Here is a 15,495-nt window from a genome sequence, read left to right on the forward strand (position 1 = left end):
GGGGTCAGGTCGTGGTCATCTCTGCGATGCCCGATCGTCACCGGATGGCCCGCCTGACGGCGGGTCATCCGGAGCGCGGCGGTGAAGGCGGTTGGCGGCCCAGAACGCGCCGCAGGCCGCGACACACAGCACCCCGCAGGAGACCAACGTCGCGCGCGTCCCCAGTAGTTGGATGAGGGCGCCCGCCAGGACCCCGGAGACCAGCGAGCCGGCCGTCGCCGCGTTCGAGAACAGCGCGGCTGCGGTACCGCTGGCCGGGGCGAGAACGGCCTGGAAGAGCTGCATTCCCGCCGTACCGATGACGGCGATCGCAGCACCGCGCGCAAGCTGAGCGATCAGCACGGCGGACAGGCTCTCGGCCAGCGCCGCCACCACGAAGTACGCAATGAACAGAACCAGGCCTGCCAGAACGAGCTGCTGAAGACGGACCCGCGGCAGAACCCAGACCAGCAAGAGCGCCGCGGCAATTTCCACCACTGCACAGGCACTGAAAATCAAGCCCACATCGCCGCTCGGGCGGTCCAGCTCAGCCGTGACGTACAGCGGCAGTGCCACCGAACCGGCGAACATCGCTGTGTGCACCAGGACCATGGCCGCCGTAAGCAGGACCACGGGGCCTCTTGGCCGCGACCGCGCGGACGTGGACGGGTTGGCCAAGCCGGGGCCGGAAGCGACGTCCGCCGCTCGAGGAACCAGCGCCACCACGCCCATCGTCAGCACCAGCACCACGGCGGCCACCCGGAACAGGCCGGAATAGCCGGCGACGCCCAGCAACCAGGCGCCGAGCAGCGGCCCGACCGCCCAGGCCAGCGACCACCCGGACCGCAAGAGTGGCGCGACCCGCTTCTTGATCGCGCCTTCGAACGCGATGTCCGCCAAGGCGAACAGCTGCGGATAACCGGCGCCTGCCGCCCCGAGCAACGTGACGCCGATGAGCATCAGCGGCCAGAAGCCGTCGACCCACGGGACCAAAGCAAATCCGGCCGCAGAGGCCACGGCCGCGACGACGACCCACCCGCGGGTGGGCGATCGGTCGAACCGGCGCCCGAACACCGTGCTCACGAGGATGCCGCCCAACGCGACCGCCGACACGAAGAGGCCCACGCGCAACGGCGACAGATCGGCCTCCTCGGAGGCGAACAGCACAAGGTACGACCCGGTCATCGAGTCGGCGCAACCGAACAGCGCGACCGCCGCCACCATCGAGGCGAACGATCGCACCGGAGGCCGGGCCGATGCCGTCTCCACCGTCATCCACCGCAGCATAGGGACGCCATCCGACAGTTCGCGCCGCGCCAGGTGGCTCACTCCGACGTCCCCCTCAGCAGTTCCGGCATGAAGCCCGAAGCGCGCGCCTGGGGACTCGCCCATGGAACCCCGGAATCTCATCTCGATGGGGGGTTGATCAGGGGTCCTGCCGCGAAAGCGCTGCCACCAATCATCACCGTCCGCGACACCCGTCCTGCACCACGATCCTTGGTCACGCTGACCGCCGACGTAGCGCGAACTCGCGCCCCCCCGGAGAGGCCGGTGGTGACCCGGAAGGTCGCGTCCCTGGGAAGACTCGATGAGTGCCTCGGCAAGCGCCTCGGGATTAGTGGGGCCGCGTATCCCGTGCCGGGGAGACCGACACCGACATCTTCACCGGGCTGCGCCGCTGGACCGCCGAGCCGTGCTTCGTCGCGCGACACCTGGACACAGATGATGTCCAACCGCGGCCGTGTCAAAGGGTCGAGTCCTGACAGGCGCACCCGCTCCCTCGATCACCACGTGGCAGGAGTGGGGTCCCCGAACTTGGGTCTCGACATGAGTGGTCGGGTCCTGGGGCGAAGTGCGCGGGAGCGGACCGGGCCGATGTCGCTTGTGTCCGAGGGGTTCAGGTCTGCGGCCGCCGGCCTGGCGCGGGCGGAGCAGAGAGGGCTGAGCTCCAGTCTCGGAGGCGGCGGCTGTCGTTCGAGCCCTGGCCGCACTCACACCAAGGCCTAGACAGACCGTGTTCTGGTTTCGCCGGGTAGGAGGGATTGGAGTGTGGTGAGTCCGTAGGACTCGATTGGGGAGGGTGGGACGGACTCTGGTGGGGTTTGGCGGAACGTGGTCGGCGCCATTGCGTAGGTGGTGCGGAAGCGGCGGGAGAAGTGGTAGCCGTCTGCGAAGCCGCACTGGACGGCGATCGCGTGCATGGACAGGTTGCTCTGCCACAGCAACGGTTCGGCTCTGGATAGGCGTAGAAGCTCGATGGCGGCTACCGGGCCGACGCTGAAGTGGCGGCGGAAGATGCGGGTCAGGGTGCTCGGTGAGACCTGGGCGGCGGTGGCGAGGTCCTTGAGGGAGATTGCTGTTGCCGGGCCGGCGGACCAGCGGTCGGCTACTTCGCGCATCATTGCGACGATCGGGTCTGGCAGGAGTGGTGGGGGCTGCTCGGGCAGTGGGTGGGTCAGAAAAGTCCGCAGCAGGAGATGGAGAGTCTCGGATGCCTGGACCTGCCACGACGGTGGGCAGGCGCTGCGCAGCCAGAGCAAGTAGTTGCATAGGGCCCCCATCGGATCCTGGCGTCCGGTCAGGTCGCGGACCAGCCGGGTACTGCGCAGGCACTTCGCCAGACAGGGTGAAGTGGACGTAGGCGTGCCGAGTGGGAGTTCGCGGATCCCAGTGGAACTCGTCGCGCATCCCTGGTCTGACCAGCAGCAGCTTTGCTGGTGCCAGAGATACTTCGACGCCGTCGCACAACCAGGTGGCGCTACCCCTCAGCAGCCAGACGAACTGGTACCACCTGGCCTCCCGTGGCCCGAAGGTCGAGCCCGGCGGGTAGTCGGCCACCGCCGGCCCCAAGCGCGGAATCAGGCCCACAGAAGCCATTGGCTCACCCTCTGTCGCAACCGCCATCGCGATCCGGTCGGATCCGCGGCCGGCGTACCTCTTCCAGCCCTTTGTACTCGTACGGGTCCGTCCCGGCCACCAGTACGACGTCGCGGAAGTCCGCCTGCGCCATTGGTGTTCCCTCCGCGGGCACCGACCAGGGCAGGAGGGACTCAGCGCTCATGTAGTGGTTGACCAGAGCCCGCCGGAACCCGTGCCGACCGGTGTTGGGCAGCGACTTGTGCAGCAGATAGCCGTTGAACAGCAGCACCGAGCCGGCCTCGATCTCAACCGGTACGGCGTCGGCGTCGTCGTACGGGAAGCCGTAGGACTGCACAGTGCAGTCGTACTGCGGATCGTCGTGCTCGCGGTTCGGGTAGAGCACCCCGGGTCGCTGCGACCCGGGCAGCACCCACAGGCAGCCGTTCTCGGTGGTGGCGTCGTCGAGCGCGATCCATGCGCCGGTCAGCGAGCGGTCACGGGTCGGGATGAGCATCTCGTCCTGGTGCCAGGCCTGGCCCGGTTTGCCCTCGGCCTTGATGAAGAGCATCGACTGCATCGCCTTCACGTCCGGGCCGATCACCTGGGTGAGCGCCGAGACGATCGCTGGATGGCGCATCGTGGCGGCCATCAGTTCGGAGATCTTGTGCGGGTAGTGGATACAGAGGAACCGGCGCAGCGCGTCGTCGTCGGTCTGGGCCGGGTCGACGGGCAGCGCGCCGTCGATCTCACCGAGGTCGCGGCGGCAGATGCGCACGGCCTCCTCGACCAGTTTGGCGACCTCGCCGGTGCTGAGCGCCTGATCGAGGACGACATAGCCGTCACGGTCGTATCGGGATTTCAGGTCAGTGTTCGTCACCGTTCGATCATCGCCGTCCGCGCGCCGGCCGGTCCATGGCGTGACAACGCATCCGGATGGCGAATCCGCTCATCGTCAGGGGCGACCGGAGAACAGCGCCGCCGGCGCATCCCTCATCACCAGATCGACCAGCTCATGCCCCAGCCGGCGTTCGAGCCGCGGCAGGAACTCCCGTCCGAGTACGTCCATCCCGGGCCCGCCGCCATACGCCCTCAGCATGGAGCGGCGGCCGACATCAGTACCGAGGCAGAGCTGGCCCGCCAGACCCGCGGCGGCCAAGCTCTCGATGAGATCCAGGATGCGCGCGTCGGGTCCGTACTTGATCCGCCCCACGGTGTCGTACACGAGGTACGCGCCGCGGGAGGCAAGCTCGCGGTGCAGCTCAGGATCGGCGTTGCGATCCATGTGGCCCAGCAGGACCCGGTACTCCGCGACGCCGAGTCGGGCCAAGGTGTCGAGGATCTCGTGAGGCGCCGTACCCGTCTCGCAGTGCACGGCCACCGGCACGCCCACTCGCCGGGCGGCTTCGGCGCCGGCGCGGAACCAGCGGTGCTCGTCGCCGGTGATGCGCTGGTAGGAGGCACCGAGCTTGATGATGCCGGCTCTGACGGTGGACGGCACCGGGCGCGGACCGGCCCAGTCGCGATCGTCCATCCCCGCGGTGAGATCGGTGAGCAGGATGTCGAGGAGCACGTCCTCGGAGACCTCGCGGGCCCAGTGCCAAGCGGGGTAGTGCGCCACGCGATGGTAGCCGGTAGCAGCCACAACGTGCAGCCCTGCCTCGGCGGACAGCTTCGCCAGCGCGACCGGCCGGCGGCCCAAACCGACCGGTGTCAGGTCGATGATCGTGCCGATCCCGCTGGCCCGAACCGACGCGGCCTCGGCGGTGGACTTCTCCCCGTCCCAGAATTCGTCAGTGGGCAACGCCGGGGAACGCAGGAAGAGGTGCTCGTGCGCATCGACGTACCCGAGCTCGGTGGGCGCCACCGGGCCGAGCACCGTCATCACGTCGGCCAAGACCGGACTCCGTTCGTCATCGTGCCAGGGATACGTTGAACACGAACTCGTCACCCGCATAGCGGGTCTGGGTCCGCTCCAGCGGCCGCCCGCTCTGGTTGAGGATGAGGCGTTCCTCGACCAGCAACGCGGCGCGCGGCTCGACGGCGAGCAGTTCCTCGTCCTCGGCGGCGGCGTTGACCGCGACCAGGGTTCCCGAGGCGCTAGTGGGAACCTCGCCGAGCTCACGCAGCGCGTCGTGCAGGGAGCCGTGCTCGAGGTCCTTGTCCAGTACCGAACTGCAGGACATCGGGAGTACGACGTTCTCGATCGCGACGGGCCTGCCGTCAGCAAGCCGGAGTCGCCGCACGTGCGCCACGGTGCTTCCCGGCGCCAGGTGGAGTGCGGCCACCTCGTTCGCCGTACCGGAGCGAAGCTCTGCCACCAGGACTTTCGAGCTGGCTGACGCTCCCCGCCGCGCCATCTCCTCGGTGAAGGACCGGAGCCGGCCGAGGTCGCGATGGACCCTGGGCTCGGCCACGAAGGTGCCCACTCCCGGGACGCGGTAGATCAGGCCTTGGTCGGCCAAGCGCTGAGCGGCTTGGCGCACGGTCATCCGGCTGACGTTGAACAGGGCAGTGAGTTCCGCGTCCGACTCCAGCGCGTCGCCGGGCTTCGAGCTGGCGATCCGGCTGCGCAGGTGCCGCTCCACCGCCTCGTGCCGCGGAATAGATTTCATGCAGGCAGTCTAGACAAGTCGCCCCGAAGTAACACCACCGCCATCGATCATTCTTGACCGCTTGAGATATCCAGCGTTAGTGTCACCTGTCTAGACAGCCTAGATCAGCACACGGGAGTGACCCATGGCGAATGTCGCGCTCGGCGTCGACATCGGGGGCACCCGGATCAAATGGGTGCGCTGGTCGCCAGGCTCCGGAGTACTGGACCAAGGCGAACAAGCCACACCCCGCTCGGGATCACCAGCCGTGGTGGCAGCAGTCGCCGAGCTGATCGCCAGGGCATCGGTGCAACTCGCCGGCGTCGCCCTCCCCGGCCACCTGTCCAACGATCTGACCGCCGTCCGCCTGCTGCCGAACCTGCCCGGTGACCGGCCGGGCCTCCCCCTGGCCGACGAGCTAGCAGCACAAACCGGAGCGCGGATCCAACTGGTCAACGACGCCCGCGCCTTCGCCCTCGCGGAGCTGCGGCTCGGGGCAGCCAAGCAGTTCGACGATGCCCTCTTCGTGACGATGGGCACCGGCATCGGCGGCGCCCTCGCTTTGAACGGCCGGATCCTGCGCGCCCGCGGCGATGCCGTCGGCGAGCTGGGACACGTGATCTGTCATCCCGGCGGGCTCCCTTGCGGCTGCGGCGCGCACGGTTGCCTCGAGACAGTGGCTGGCGGACAGGCGCTGGTGGCGCGGGTTCGCGCCGAAGGCGGTCGCGCCGAGACCCCCCACGAGGTGGTCCAGGCGGCCGCCCGGGGAAGCGGCCTTGAGCGGGCCGTGCTCGAAGACGCCGGGCAGGCGCTCGGCCTCGTGCTCGGCAACGTCATCGCGTACTCCGGTGTGACCTCGGTCGTGATCGGCGGTGGGGTCGCCCCCGCCTTCGTGTTCATGAGACCGGCCGTCGAGGCCGAGCTCGCCGCTCGGGCCCGGCTGGTCGGTCCGGTGGATCTTCAGTACGCCCGGCTGGGCCCCGGAGCGGGGGCGCTCGGCGCGGCCCTCCTGGTGGCAGCGCAATCACACAGAGACGGAGACAACCGAAGTGACCATGAGCTGGATCTCGGCCGCACTGCAGACCCTTGAAGAAGTCCAACGATCGCAGGAGACCGCGATCGAGCAGGCCGCCGTACTGGCCGCGCGCTCGATCGCCCGTGACGGTGTCGTCTACGCGTTCGGCACCGGCCACTCGCGGATGCCGGTCGAGGAGATCTTTCCGCGGTACGGCTCGTTCCCCGGCTTCCATCCCATCGTCGAACTGTCGATGACCTTCCACCACCAGGTGGTCGGCGCGAACGGGCAACGTCAGGCGATGTTCATCGAACGCGTGGAAGGGCTCGCGGACCAGATCCTGGCCAACTTCCGGCTCCGGCCGGACGACAGCATGCTGGTCTTCAGCGTCAGCGGGCTGAACGCCGTACCGATCGAGATGGCGATGGGCGCAAAGAAGGCAGGGCTGCCGGTGATCGCGGTGACGTCGCTGGCCGAATCGACCGCCGGCCAGGCGCGCCACCCGAGCGGAACCCGCCTGGCGGACCACGCGGACGTCGTCATCGACCTGTGCTCGCCGGTCGGTGACGCGCTGTCTCACGTGGACGGCGTGGCCGAACCGATCGGCCCGGTCAGCACCTTGACGGCCGTTGCCGTCGTCAACGAGATCAAGGTCCGTACTGCGCGGCTGCTCGCCGCCGATGGCATCGTCCCGCCGGTCATCACCAGCTCCCGGTTGGTAGGCGAGGAACGCAGCGCGGAACTCTTCGAAGCCGCCTACCTCGATTTCGCCCGCCGCGCCGCCGGCACGCTGCGGTCGGCGCCGGCCGGCGGCGCGTGATGCGGGTCCTGGTAGCCGGTGCCGACGGCGGCATCGGCAGCGTGTGCATCGAATCGATCCGGGCATCAGGCGGCCAGGCGTACGGCGTCGACATCAACTCCACGGACATCACGGTCCCGGGCGGAGCCGAGAAGGCCGTCGACCAAGCGCAGGCCGAACTCGGTGCCCTCGACGGCGTCGTCCACGCGATCGGCATGTCGGGACGCCGGCTCGGCGACGGTCCGGTCACCGACTGCACCGACGAGGCCTGGGCCGAAGTACATCGAGTCAACCACGAATCAGTCTTCCGCCTGCTCAGAGCAGCCCTTCCAAAGCTGCTCCCAGGCGGCTCCGTCGTCATCGTCGGGTCGGCCCTGGCTACCTCTCTGGATCGGGACTTCCGTACCGCGGCCTATGCCAGCGCGAAGGGCGCCTTGATCCCGCTGGTCCGTTCGGCGGCCTACGACGCCGCGCCACGAGGCGTTCGGGTGAACCTCGTCGCCGCCGGCCTCGTCGACACTCCGATGGCCCGTCGCGCCTTGGAGTCGCCGAACATCACGACGCGGATGGCGGAACTGATGCCTCTCGGCGGCACAGCCTGTTCTCCGCAGGAGGTCGCCGATGTCGTGGCCTGGCTCCTGTCCCCCGCAGCCGGCCGGACGACTGGCGCGGTCATCCCGGTCGACGGCGGCTGGCACCTGCGCTGAGACCAGCAAGCCTTGCTAATTCGGATTATCAAGGCGATGAACTCTTGACGACCTTCCACCAGCCGGACTAGGTTCTCGGCCACGAAGCCCGCAAATTCGTATTAGCATTGGGATTGGAACCATCCATGCCGGACAAGGTCGCTGCTCGACTCACCCAGCGCGACATCGCGCGACTGGCGAAGGTCAGCCAGACGACGGTGTCGCTGGTGCTGAACAATCGCGTCGAGGACTCAGCCCGGATTCCTGCCGCGACCCGCGAGCGGGTGCTCAAGGTGATCCAGGAGACCGGCTACCAGGCGGACCCGCTGGCCCGCCGGATGCTGAAGCAGCGCAACCAGATCCTCGGCGTCTTCACCTACGAGTCGGTGTTCCCGAGTTCCAGTGGCGACTTCTACCACCCGTTCCTGGCCGGGATCGAGGACTGTGCCGAGCAGCTCGGTTGTGACCTGCTGCTGTTCACCAGCGCTCCGGTCACGCAGGGCCGGCGCCGGATCTTCCACGAGAACAACCGGTTGCGGATCGCCGACGGCTGCCTGCTGCTCGGTCGCCGGATCCCCGGCAGCGAACTCAGCCGGCTGATCGCGGAGGGCTATCCGTTCGTCTCGGTGGGCCGCCGCGACGATGCGGGCGGGCCGGTCCCGTACGTCGGCGCCGACTACGTCGAGGCGACCTCGACGGTCGTCGAGCGGGCCTTGGCGCTGGGGCATCGGCGGCTCGCCTTCGTCGGCCCCGGCATCGGCGCGGAGTCGTCGGCCGACCGGCTGCGCGGCTTCCGGCGTACTGCGGGGAAGCGCGCGCCACACGTGACCACTGGCGACCGGCCGCCCGCCGAGGTACTCGCCGACCTGATCGGCCGGCGCATCACGGCCGCGTTCGTGGAAGACCGGGCCGACGCGGTGGCCCTGGTCGCCGCCGCGGCCGAGCGTGGGATCGACATCCCCGCCGACCTGTCCGTGATCGCCCTCGGTGACCCGACCAGGCCCGCGAGTACCGACATCGACTTCACCGGCTTCCACGTCCCCCGGCGCGAAATGGGCCTGCGGGCGACCGAACTGCTGGAGGCCGTGCTGAGCGGCCGCGCCGGGACCGAAACACAGCAACTGATCCCCTGCGAGCTGGTCGAAGGAAGCACTCTCTCGGAACCGAAGGGTCTTTAGATGGAAGCGGATGTCCTGGTCGTCGGCGGCGGCCTCGGTGGAGTGGCGGCGGCGTTGGCCGCGCTCCGCGTGGGCCGCAAGGTGGTGATGACCGAGGAGTACGACTGGCTCGGCGGTCAGCTGACCAGCCAGGCAGTTCCACCGGACGAGCACACCTGGGTTGAGCAGTTCGGCATCACCGCCTCGTACCGCGCACTGCGGGATGGGATCCGGGACTACTACCGCCGGCACTACCCGCTCACCGCGGAGTCCCGGGCTGCTGCGGAGCTCAACCCTGGTGCCGGCTACGTGTCGAAGCTCTGTCACGAACCCCAAGTCACTCTGGCGGTCATCGAGGCCATGTTGGCTCCGTACCGAGCCAGCCGTCGCCTGCAGGTGCTGCAGCCCTACAAGCCGGTGGATGCCTCGAGCGATGGCGACCGGGTGACGTCGGTCGTAGTAGAGCACCGGGACAGTGGTGAGCAGCTCACCCTGACCGCGCCGTATGTGCTGGATGCTACCGAGACCGGAGAGCTGCTGCCGCTCACAGGTACGGAGTACGTGACCGGCTTCGAATCGCAGGCCGCAACTGGCGAGCCCAGCGCACCGGATGAGGCGCAGCCGCTCAACATGCAGGCGGTGTCCTTCTGCTTCGCGGTTGACCATGTCGACGGCAACCAGGTCGGCGACAAGCCGCCGAACTACGCGTACTGGCGCAACTACCAGCCGCCGTTCTGGGGCGACCGGATGCTGTCCTGGAACGCGCCGGACCCGCGCACGCTGGCCGTGTCGCGCCGGACGTTCACCCCGAATCCCGATGACGATCCACTCGCGGTCGTCGCGGACCAGCGGCGTACCGGCGGCGACACGAATTTGTGGACCTTCCGGCGCATCGCCGCCCGCCGGCACTTCCAGCCGGGCGCCTACGAGAGCGACATCTGCCTGGTGAACTGGCCGATGATCGACTACTTCGACGGACCTGTGTTCGACGTACCGGATGCGGAGAAGCACGTCGCGGGGGCCAGGGAACTGTCGCAGGCGGTCCTCTACTGGCTGCAGACCGAGGCGCCTCGTCCCGACGGCGGCACCGGCTTCCCCGGACTACGGCTCCGGGGAGATCTCCTGGGCTCCCAGGACGGACTCGCGCAGGCTCCGTACATCCGTGAGTCGCGGCGCATCGCAGCGGAGTACACGGTGGTGGAGCAGGACCTGTCGGTCGCAGTTCGCGGCGACGCCGGTGCGGTCGAGTACGACGACAGCGTGGGCATCGGGATGTACCGGATCGACCTGCACCCGTCGACCGGCGGGGACAACTACATCGATGTAGCGAGCAGCCCGTTCCGGATCCCGCTCGGGGCACTGATCCCGCAGCGGGTCGAGAACCTGCTGCCGGCCGGCAAGAACGTCGGCACGACGCACATCACCAACGGCTGCTACCGGCTGCACCCGGTCGAGTGGAACATCGGCGAGGCCGCGGGGCTGCTCGCCGCCTTCTGCCTGGACCACCGCGTCAGCCCACGCGCGGTTCGCAACTCCCCTACCCTGCTCGGCGATTTCCAGACCCAGTTGATTGCCCAGGGCATCGAACTTAGCTGGCCGGCCATCGCAGGCTACTGAGCACCGGCTACTGATGGAGGACTGACCGATGAACCCCCGATCCCCGGCCCGGCCGCCGTGGCGCCTGACCCCTGAAGAGGCGCAGGCCCTCCCGGTGCTGTGGCGCGGCGACGTACTGGTCGTCGGAGGCGGCTCGGCCGGTTGCGCAGCGGCGACGGCCGCCGCGCGTAGCGGTGCGCGAACGCTGCTGGTCGAGGCGACCGGCTTTCTCGGTGGAACCGGCGCCGCGGTGCTCGACACCTTCTACGGCTTCTACGCGCCAGGACGGTCCGATCGCGTAGCCGGTGGGATCGGCTGGGAGCTGTGCGAACGGCTCTTCGCTCGTGAGCAAGCCTTCGAGCGGCCCAACACCTATGGCGCGGGGACCGGCGTGACGTACGAGCCGGAAGCGCTGAAACTGGTCTGGGACGAGCTCACCGAGGAGGCAGGGGTCGCGACACTCCTGCATGCGGGAGTCAGCCGGGTCGTGATGGACGGCGACCGGATCATCGAGGTCGTCGCGGAAACCAAGACAGGCAGCGTGCGTCTTGCGGCGACCGTCATAGTCGACGCCAGTGGCGACGCGGAGGTGGCGTGGCGGGCCGGGGCCGCACTCGAACGACCGGACGGGCAGCAGCGGGTACAGCCGCTGACCGCCACCTTCCGGCTGGGCAACGTCGATCTCGCCACGACCCCGACACCGGAAATGCACAGGCTGATGCGGGAAGCGGCTGGATCCGGAGATTTCGCCCTCCCCCGCACCGAAGGCTCGGCCCATCGGACGGTGCTCCCGCGGGTGGTCCACACCAACATGACCCGGGTCAGCGACGTCAACCCGCTCGATCCGTGGGAGTTGTCCGCGGCCGAGCGAGAAGGCCGCCGGCAGGTTCACGAGTACGTGCGATTCCTGAAGTCCCGCGTCCCGGGGTACGCCGAGTCCTACCTGATCGGCGTCTCCAGCCGGATCGGCGTACGGGAGAGCCGTCGCCTGATCGGCCGGTACGTGCTGACCCGTGACGACGTCCTGTCCGCCCGTCGGTTCCCTGACGAGATCGCCCAGTGCGGTGCGCCCATCGAGGACCACGCCGCCGGATCGTCGACGATCTGGCAGTACGTCGGAGGTGACGGCGAGCCGACCGGGATGACGTACGGCGTACCGTTCCGCTCCCTGCTGCCACAGGACGTCTCGGGTCTCCTTGTCGCCGGGCGGTGTCTGTCGGCCACCCACGATGCACACGCGTCCATTCGGTCGATGGCGCAGTGCATGGCGATGGGACAGGCGGCGGGAACGGCTGCCGCCCTCGCGACCTCGTCCGGCCGGTCGCCTGCCGACGTGGACGTCGCCGACCTCCGCCGCGCGCTCGAGGACGGCGGCGCGCTGCTCGACCAGCCCAGTTCCGTATGTGCCGACGGGAGAGTTTCGCCGTGATCGTCATCTGTTGCCAGCGAGTCGGCCGATGCTGACCCTGATCGCGCACCGCCTGATGGCCGGTGTATTTGTGCTCTGGGGCGCGGCCACGCTGATCTTCCTGGTCGTGCGGATCGCCCCGGGCGACCCTGCCATGGTCATGCTGGGGCCCGACGCGGAGCCGGACCAGATCGCCGCCATGCGGATCAGGCTCGGCCTGGACGAGTCGATGCTGGCGCAGTACTGGGACTACCTCGGCCGGACCCTCCACCTCGACTTCGGCGACTCCTACCGGCTGGCGACGTCCGCCTTCGACGCGGTCCTGTCCCGACTGCCCGCCACCATCGACCTGACGCTGACCTCGGCGGTGATCTCGATCGTTGCCGGGTTGCTGCTCGGATCGGCCGCCGGCATCCGGGCCGGCTCGCGCCAGGACCGGCTGGTGACGACGCTGACCATCGTGCTGCAATCGTTTCCGACGTTCTGGGTCGGCATCATGCTGATCCTCTTCTTCGCCCTGGGACTGCGGCTGCTGCCCAGCTCCGGAGCGCAGAGCCTGAGCAGTCTGATCCTGCCCGCCCTCACCCTGTCGTTCCCCTTCACCGCGATCGTGGCCCGGGTCACCCGCAGCGGCATCGCCGAGGCGATGGGTGAGCCGTACGTACAGACGGCCCTTTCCAAAGGGCTGACCCGACGCCAGGTCCTGACCGGGCACGCGCTCCGCAACGCGCTCATCCCGGTCGCCACCGTGGTCGGGCTCCAGGTCGGGGCCTTGCTGGGCGGCGCGGTCGTGGTCGAGAACGTCTTCGCCTGGCCGGGGCTGGGCACCCTCATCGTCGAGTCGGTCGGCAACCGCGACTACGCCGTCGTCCAGGCCGCCACGCTAACGATCGCGGCGATCATCGTCGTACTCAACCTCGCCGCGGACCTGCTCTACGCGCAACTGGATCCCCGGATCCGGACGGCGGCGGGCCGATGACCGGCGTCGCCGACCTGGTCACCTCGCGGGCAGGCCTGCGCGGACGCCGCGGCTCGGGCCGGGTGCCCGCCGTCATCATCGGCCTCTACCTGCTCGTCGCCGTCTTCGGTCCGATGCTGATCGACTACGACCCGGTCCGCACTCCGCTGGAGGACCGGCTGTTGTCACCCGGGTCGCAGACCTCGACCGGCGGTACGGCACTGCTCGGCACCGATGCTCTCGGCCGCGACATCCTCGCCCAGATCGTGTACGGCGCCCGGACCTCGGTGGTAATCGGGCTCGCCACGGTCGCGGTGTGCGTGGTCATCGGCCTGCTGGTCGGGTTCGCCGCCGGCTACTACCGCGGGGTGGCGGACTCGGTGCTCAGCCGGCTGGTCGACATCCTCCAGGCGTTCCCGGGAATCCTGCTGGCCATCGTGATCGCGGGCGTCTTCACGCCGAGCCTGTGGGTCATCGTGCTGGCCTTGTCGGTGACCGGCTGGATCTCGTTCGCGCGGGTGGCCAGGAGCGTTGTGCTCGGGATCCGCGCGCGGTACTGGATCGACGCGGCCAGACTCCTCGGCGTCCGCACCGTGCGCCTGCTCGGCCGGCACATCCTCCCCTTCACCGTCGGCCCGGTGGTCGCGATGGCGACGCTCGAGTTCGCGCTCGTCGTCCTGGCCGAGGCCGGCCTGAGCTTCCTCGGCATCGGACTGCCGCCGTCCGCGGTGTCCTGGGGACAAACCGTTGCCAACGGCAAGGAATACCTCAGTTCGGCGTGGTGGATCTCGGCGGCGCCGGGACTCGCCCTGGCCGTCCTGGTCGTCAGCGTCGGACTGCTCGGCGACAACCTGACCGCCCGCTACGGGCGCGCCCGGTCCCGATAGGAATCCAGTATGTCCATCAAGCCCTCGCTCCTGGAGTGTGAGTAATGCGTATTACTACAGCGGTAAGGATCACCGGAGTCCTGGTGCTCGCGGTGGCGCTGCCGGCCTGTTCGGTCGGCGACGGAGCCGGCCAGGACGCCGCCACCGGCAAGGGGGTGGTGGCCAGCGGGACCTTCGTCGTCGACAACATCGATCCCGGCTCGAGCCAGGGCGGTTCCGCCGGGAAGGAACTGGCCGGCCAGCAGATCTACGGACGACTGGTCAAGCCGGATCCCACCGGCAAGCTGGTGCCGGACCTGGCCGAGTCGTGGAAGTCGGCTCCGGATGTGAAGACCTGGGACTTCACGCTGCGCGGCGGGCTGAAATTCTCCGACGGAAGCCCACTGACCGCCGAGGACGTGGTCGCCACGTTCGACCGGCTGATCGAGCTGAAGGGCACCACCGCCGCGAACTTCAAGGGCGTTACCGCGAAGGCCACCTCCGACACCGCTGTCACCTTCACCGGACAGACGCCGGACCCGGCCCTACCGAGCAAGCTGACGACGCTGTACGTCCTGCCGTCCGAGGTGCCGGCCGACGACGCGTCGTACTTCAGCAAGCCGGTCTCCTCCGGGCCGTTCATGGTCGAGTCGTTCAAGCCCAGCAGCGAGCTCAAGCTGGTGCCGAACCCGAACTACTGGGGCGGCGCCCCCAGGATCCCGTCCCTGACGATCCGCAGCATCCCGGACACCGCCGCCAAGCTGGCCGCGCTGAAGACCGGCGAGGTCGACGTCGTCTGGGGGCTGCCCGACGACCAGATCCCGGCTCTGCAGTCGGACCAGAACCTGAAGGTCCAGGCTGTGCCCAGCAACGGCAACTTCACCATGTGGTTCAACTCCTCAACGCCTGCACTGGCCGACGTGAAGATCCGCCGGGCACTGTGGCAGGCCGTCGACTTCGCGACGATCGCCAAGCAGTTGTACCCCGTGACCGGGCAGCTCGCCGACGCGCCACTTGCACCGACGGTCCTCGGCCACGCGCCGCAGACGCCGGTGAAGTACGATCCGGACGCGGCGAAGAAGGCTCTGCAGGCCGCGGGCTACTCGTTCGACAAGCCACTGCGGCTCCAGTTCGGCCAGGCTCAGTTCAAGCCGTTTCTGCAGGCAGTCGTGTCCTCGTGGGCGAAGATCGGCGTGAAGGCGGACCTGCTGCAGAAGGAGCAGGCGGTCTTCATCGAGGATCTGCTGGCACTGAAGTGGGACGTCAACTTCCAGCTGCTCGGCACCGCCGGGTACGACGCCGCGACCAACCTCGGACGGCTGTACACCTGCGCCGCCAAGCGCAACGGCTACTGCAACCCGGAGCTGGACAAGCTGCTGGCGCAGGCCGGATCGACCACCGACCGCGCGGAGCGGACCAAGCTGTACGCGAGCGCGTCGAAGATCATCTGGGACGACGCGGTGGGCATGTACCCGCTGACCGCGAAGGTCACGTACGTCTCGAACAAGAACCTGTCCGGCTTTACCCTCGACGGCCTCGGCTACCCGGACTTCTCCCAAGCGGCCGTGACGGGCAGCTGAC

Annotated in this window: 14 protein-coding genes; 9 read left to right on the top strand and 5 right to left on the bottom strand. The window is 68.8% G+C overall.

All coding sequences use genetic code 11. The features are described 5' to 3' along the window. Nucleotides 1-15: 15 nt before the first annotated feature. From AB0F51_RS37740 to AB0F51_RS37760, 5 genes are all read right to left on the bottom strand, one after another. Nucleotides 16-1,308, bottom strand: coding sequence for an MFS transporter (locus tag AB0F51_RS37740; RefSeq protein WP_360288305.1), 1,293 nt, complete (start codon nucleotides 1,306-1,308; stop codon nucleotides 16-18). Nucleotides 1,309-1,982: 674 nt separating this feature from the next. Continuing rightward, nucleotides 1,983-2,540 (bottom strand): helix-turn-helix transcriptional regulator, encoded by a 558-nt coding sequence (locus AB0F51_RS37745; protein WP_360288307.1) that lies wholly within the window; start codon nucleotides 2,538-2,540, stop codon nucleotides 1,983-1,985. A gap of 320 nt (nucleotides 2,541-2,860) precedes the next feature. Further along, complete coding sequence (locus AB0F51_RS37750) at nucleotides 2,861-3,715, bottom strand: phytanoyl-CoA dioxygenase family protein (RefSeq protein WP_360288309.1); 855 nt, start codon at nucleotides 3,713-3,715, stop codon at nucleotides 2,861-2,863. Nucleotides 3,716-3,790: 75 nt separating this feature from the next. Beyond that, nucleotides 3,791-4,723, bottom strand: a complete 933-nt coding sequence (locus AB0F51_RS37755) for a hypothetical protein (protein ID WP_360288449.1) — start codon at nucleotides 4,721-4,723, stop codon at nucleotides 3,791-3,793. A gap of 25 nt (nucleotides 4,724-4,748) precedes the next feature. After that, the gene (locus tag AB0F51_RS37760; RefSeq protein ID WP_360288311.1) at nucleotides 4,749-5,450 is read right to left on the bottom strand and encodes a GntR family transcriptional regulator; all 702 of its coding nucleotides are present in this window, start codon (nucleotides 5,448-5,450) and stop codon (nucleotides 4,749-4,751) included. Between the two features lie 124 nt (nucleotides 5,451-5,574). Here AB0F51_RS37760 and AB0F51_RS37765 point away from each other — a divergent pair, with 124 nt between their 5' ends. The 9 genes from AB0F51_RS37765 to AB0F51_RS37805 all read left to right on the top strand — a co-directional run bounded on the left by AB0F51_RS37765 (nucleotide 5,575) and on the right by AB0F51_RS37805 (nucleotide 15,494). Continuing rightward, nucleotides 5,575-6,519, top strand: a complete 945-nt coding sequence (locus tag AB0F51_RS37765) for an ROK family protein (RefSeq protein WP_360288313.1) — start codon at nucleotides 5,575-5,577, stop codon at nucleotides 6,517-6,519. Then, nucleotides 6,485-7,264, top strand: a complete 780-nt coding sequence (locus tag AB0F51_RS37770; RefSeq protein ID WP_360288315.1) for an SIS domain-containing protein — start codon at nucleotides 6,485-6,487, stop codon at nucleotides 7,262-7,264. The genes AB0F51_RS37765 and AB0F51_RS37770 overlap by 35 nt, the downstream gene beginning before the upstream one ends. Further along, on the top strand, nucleotides 7,264-7,950 hold the full coding sequence (locus AB0F51_RS37775) for an SDR family oxidoreductase (RefSeq protein WP_360288317.1): 687 nt from the start codon (nucleotides 7,264-7,266) through the stop codon (nucleotides 7,948-7,950). The genes AB0F51_RS37770 and AB0F51_RS37775 overlap by 1 nt, the downstream gene beginning before the upstream one ends. Nucleotides 7,951-8,075: 125 nt before the next feature. Next, on the top strand, nucleotides 8,076-9,107 hold the full coding sequence (locus AB0F51_RS37780) for a LacI family DNA-binding transcriptional regulator (protein ID WP_360288319.1): 1,032 nt from the start codon (nucleotides 8,076-8,078) through the stop codon (nucleotides 9,105-9,107). Continuing rightward, nucleotides 9,108-10,703 carry an FAD-dependent oxidoreductase gene (locus AB0F51_RS37785; RefSeq protein ID WP_360288321.1) on the top strand — a complete coding sequence of 532 codons (1,596 nt, stop codon included), beginning with the start codon at nucleotides 9,108-9,110 and terminating at the stop codon, nucleotides 10,701-10,703. A gap of 28 nt (nucleotides 10,704-10,731) precedes the next feature. Next, a complete protein-coding gene (locus AB0F51_RS37790; protein ID WP_360288323.1) occupies nucleotides 10,732-12,111 on the top strand; it encodes an FAD-dependent oxidoreductase in 1,380 nt (459 codons plus the stop codon). Between the two features lie 28 nt (nucleotides 12,112-12,139). After that, on the top strand, nucleotides 12,140-13,069 hold the full coding sequence (locus AB0F51_RS37795) for an ABC transporter permease (RefSeq protein ID WP_360288325.1): 930 nt from the start codon (nucleotides 12,140-12,142) through the stop codon (nucleotides 13,067-13,069). Then, nucleotides 13,066-13,935 carry an ABC transporter permease gene (locus AB0F51_RS37800; protein ID WP_360288327.1) on the top strand — a complete coding sequence of 290 codons (870 nt, stop codon included), beginning with the start codon at nucleotides 13,066-13,068 and terminating at the stop codon, nucleotides 13,933-13,935. The genes AB0F51_RS37795 and AB0F51_RS37800 overlap by 4 nt, the downstream gene beginning before the upstream one ends. Before the next feature lie 44 nt (nucleotides 13,936-13,979). Then, a complete protein-coding gene (locus tag AB0F51_RS37805; protein WP_360288329.1) occupies nucleotides 13,980-15,494 on the top strand; it encodes an ABC transporter substrate-binding protein in 1,515 nt (504 codons plus the stop codon). The last annotated feature ends 1 nt before the right edge of the window (nucleotide 15,495 follow it).

The organism is Kribbella sp. NPDC023855 (assembly GCF_040639475.1).
GTDB lineage: Bacteria > Actinomycetota > Actinomycetes > Propionibacteriales > Kribbellaceae > Kribbella.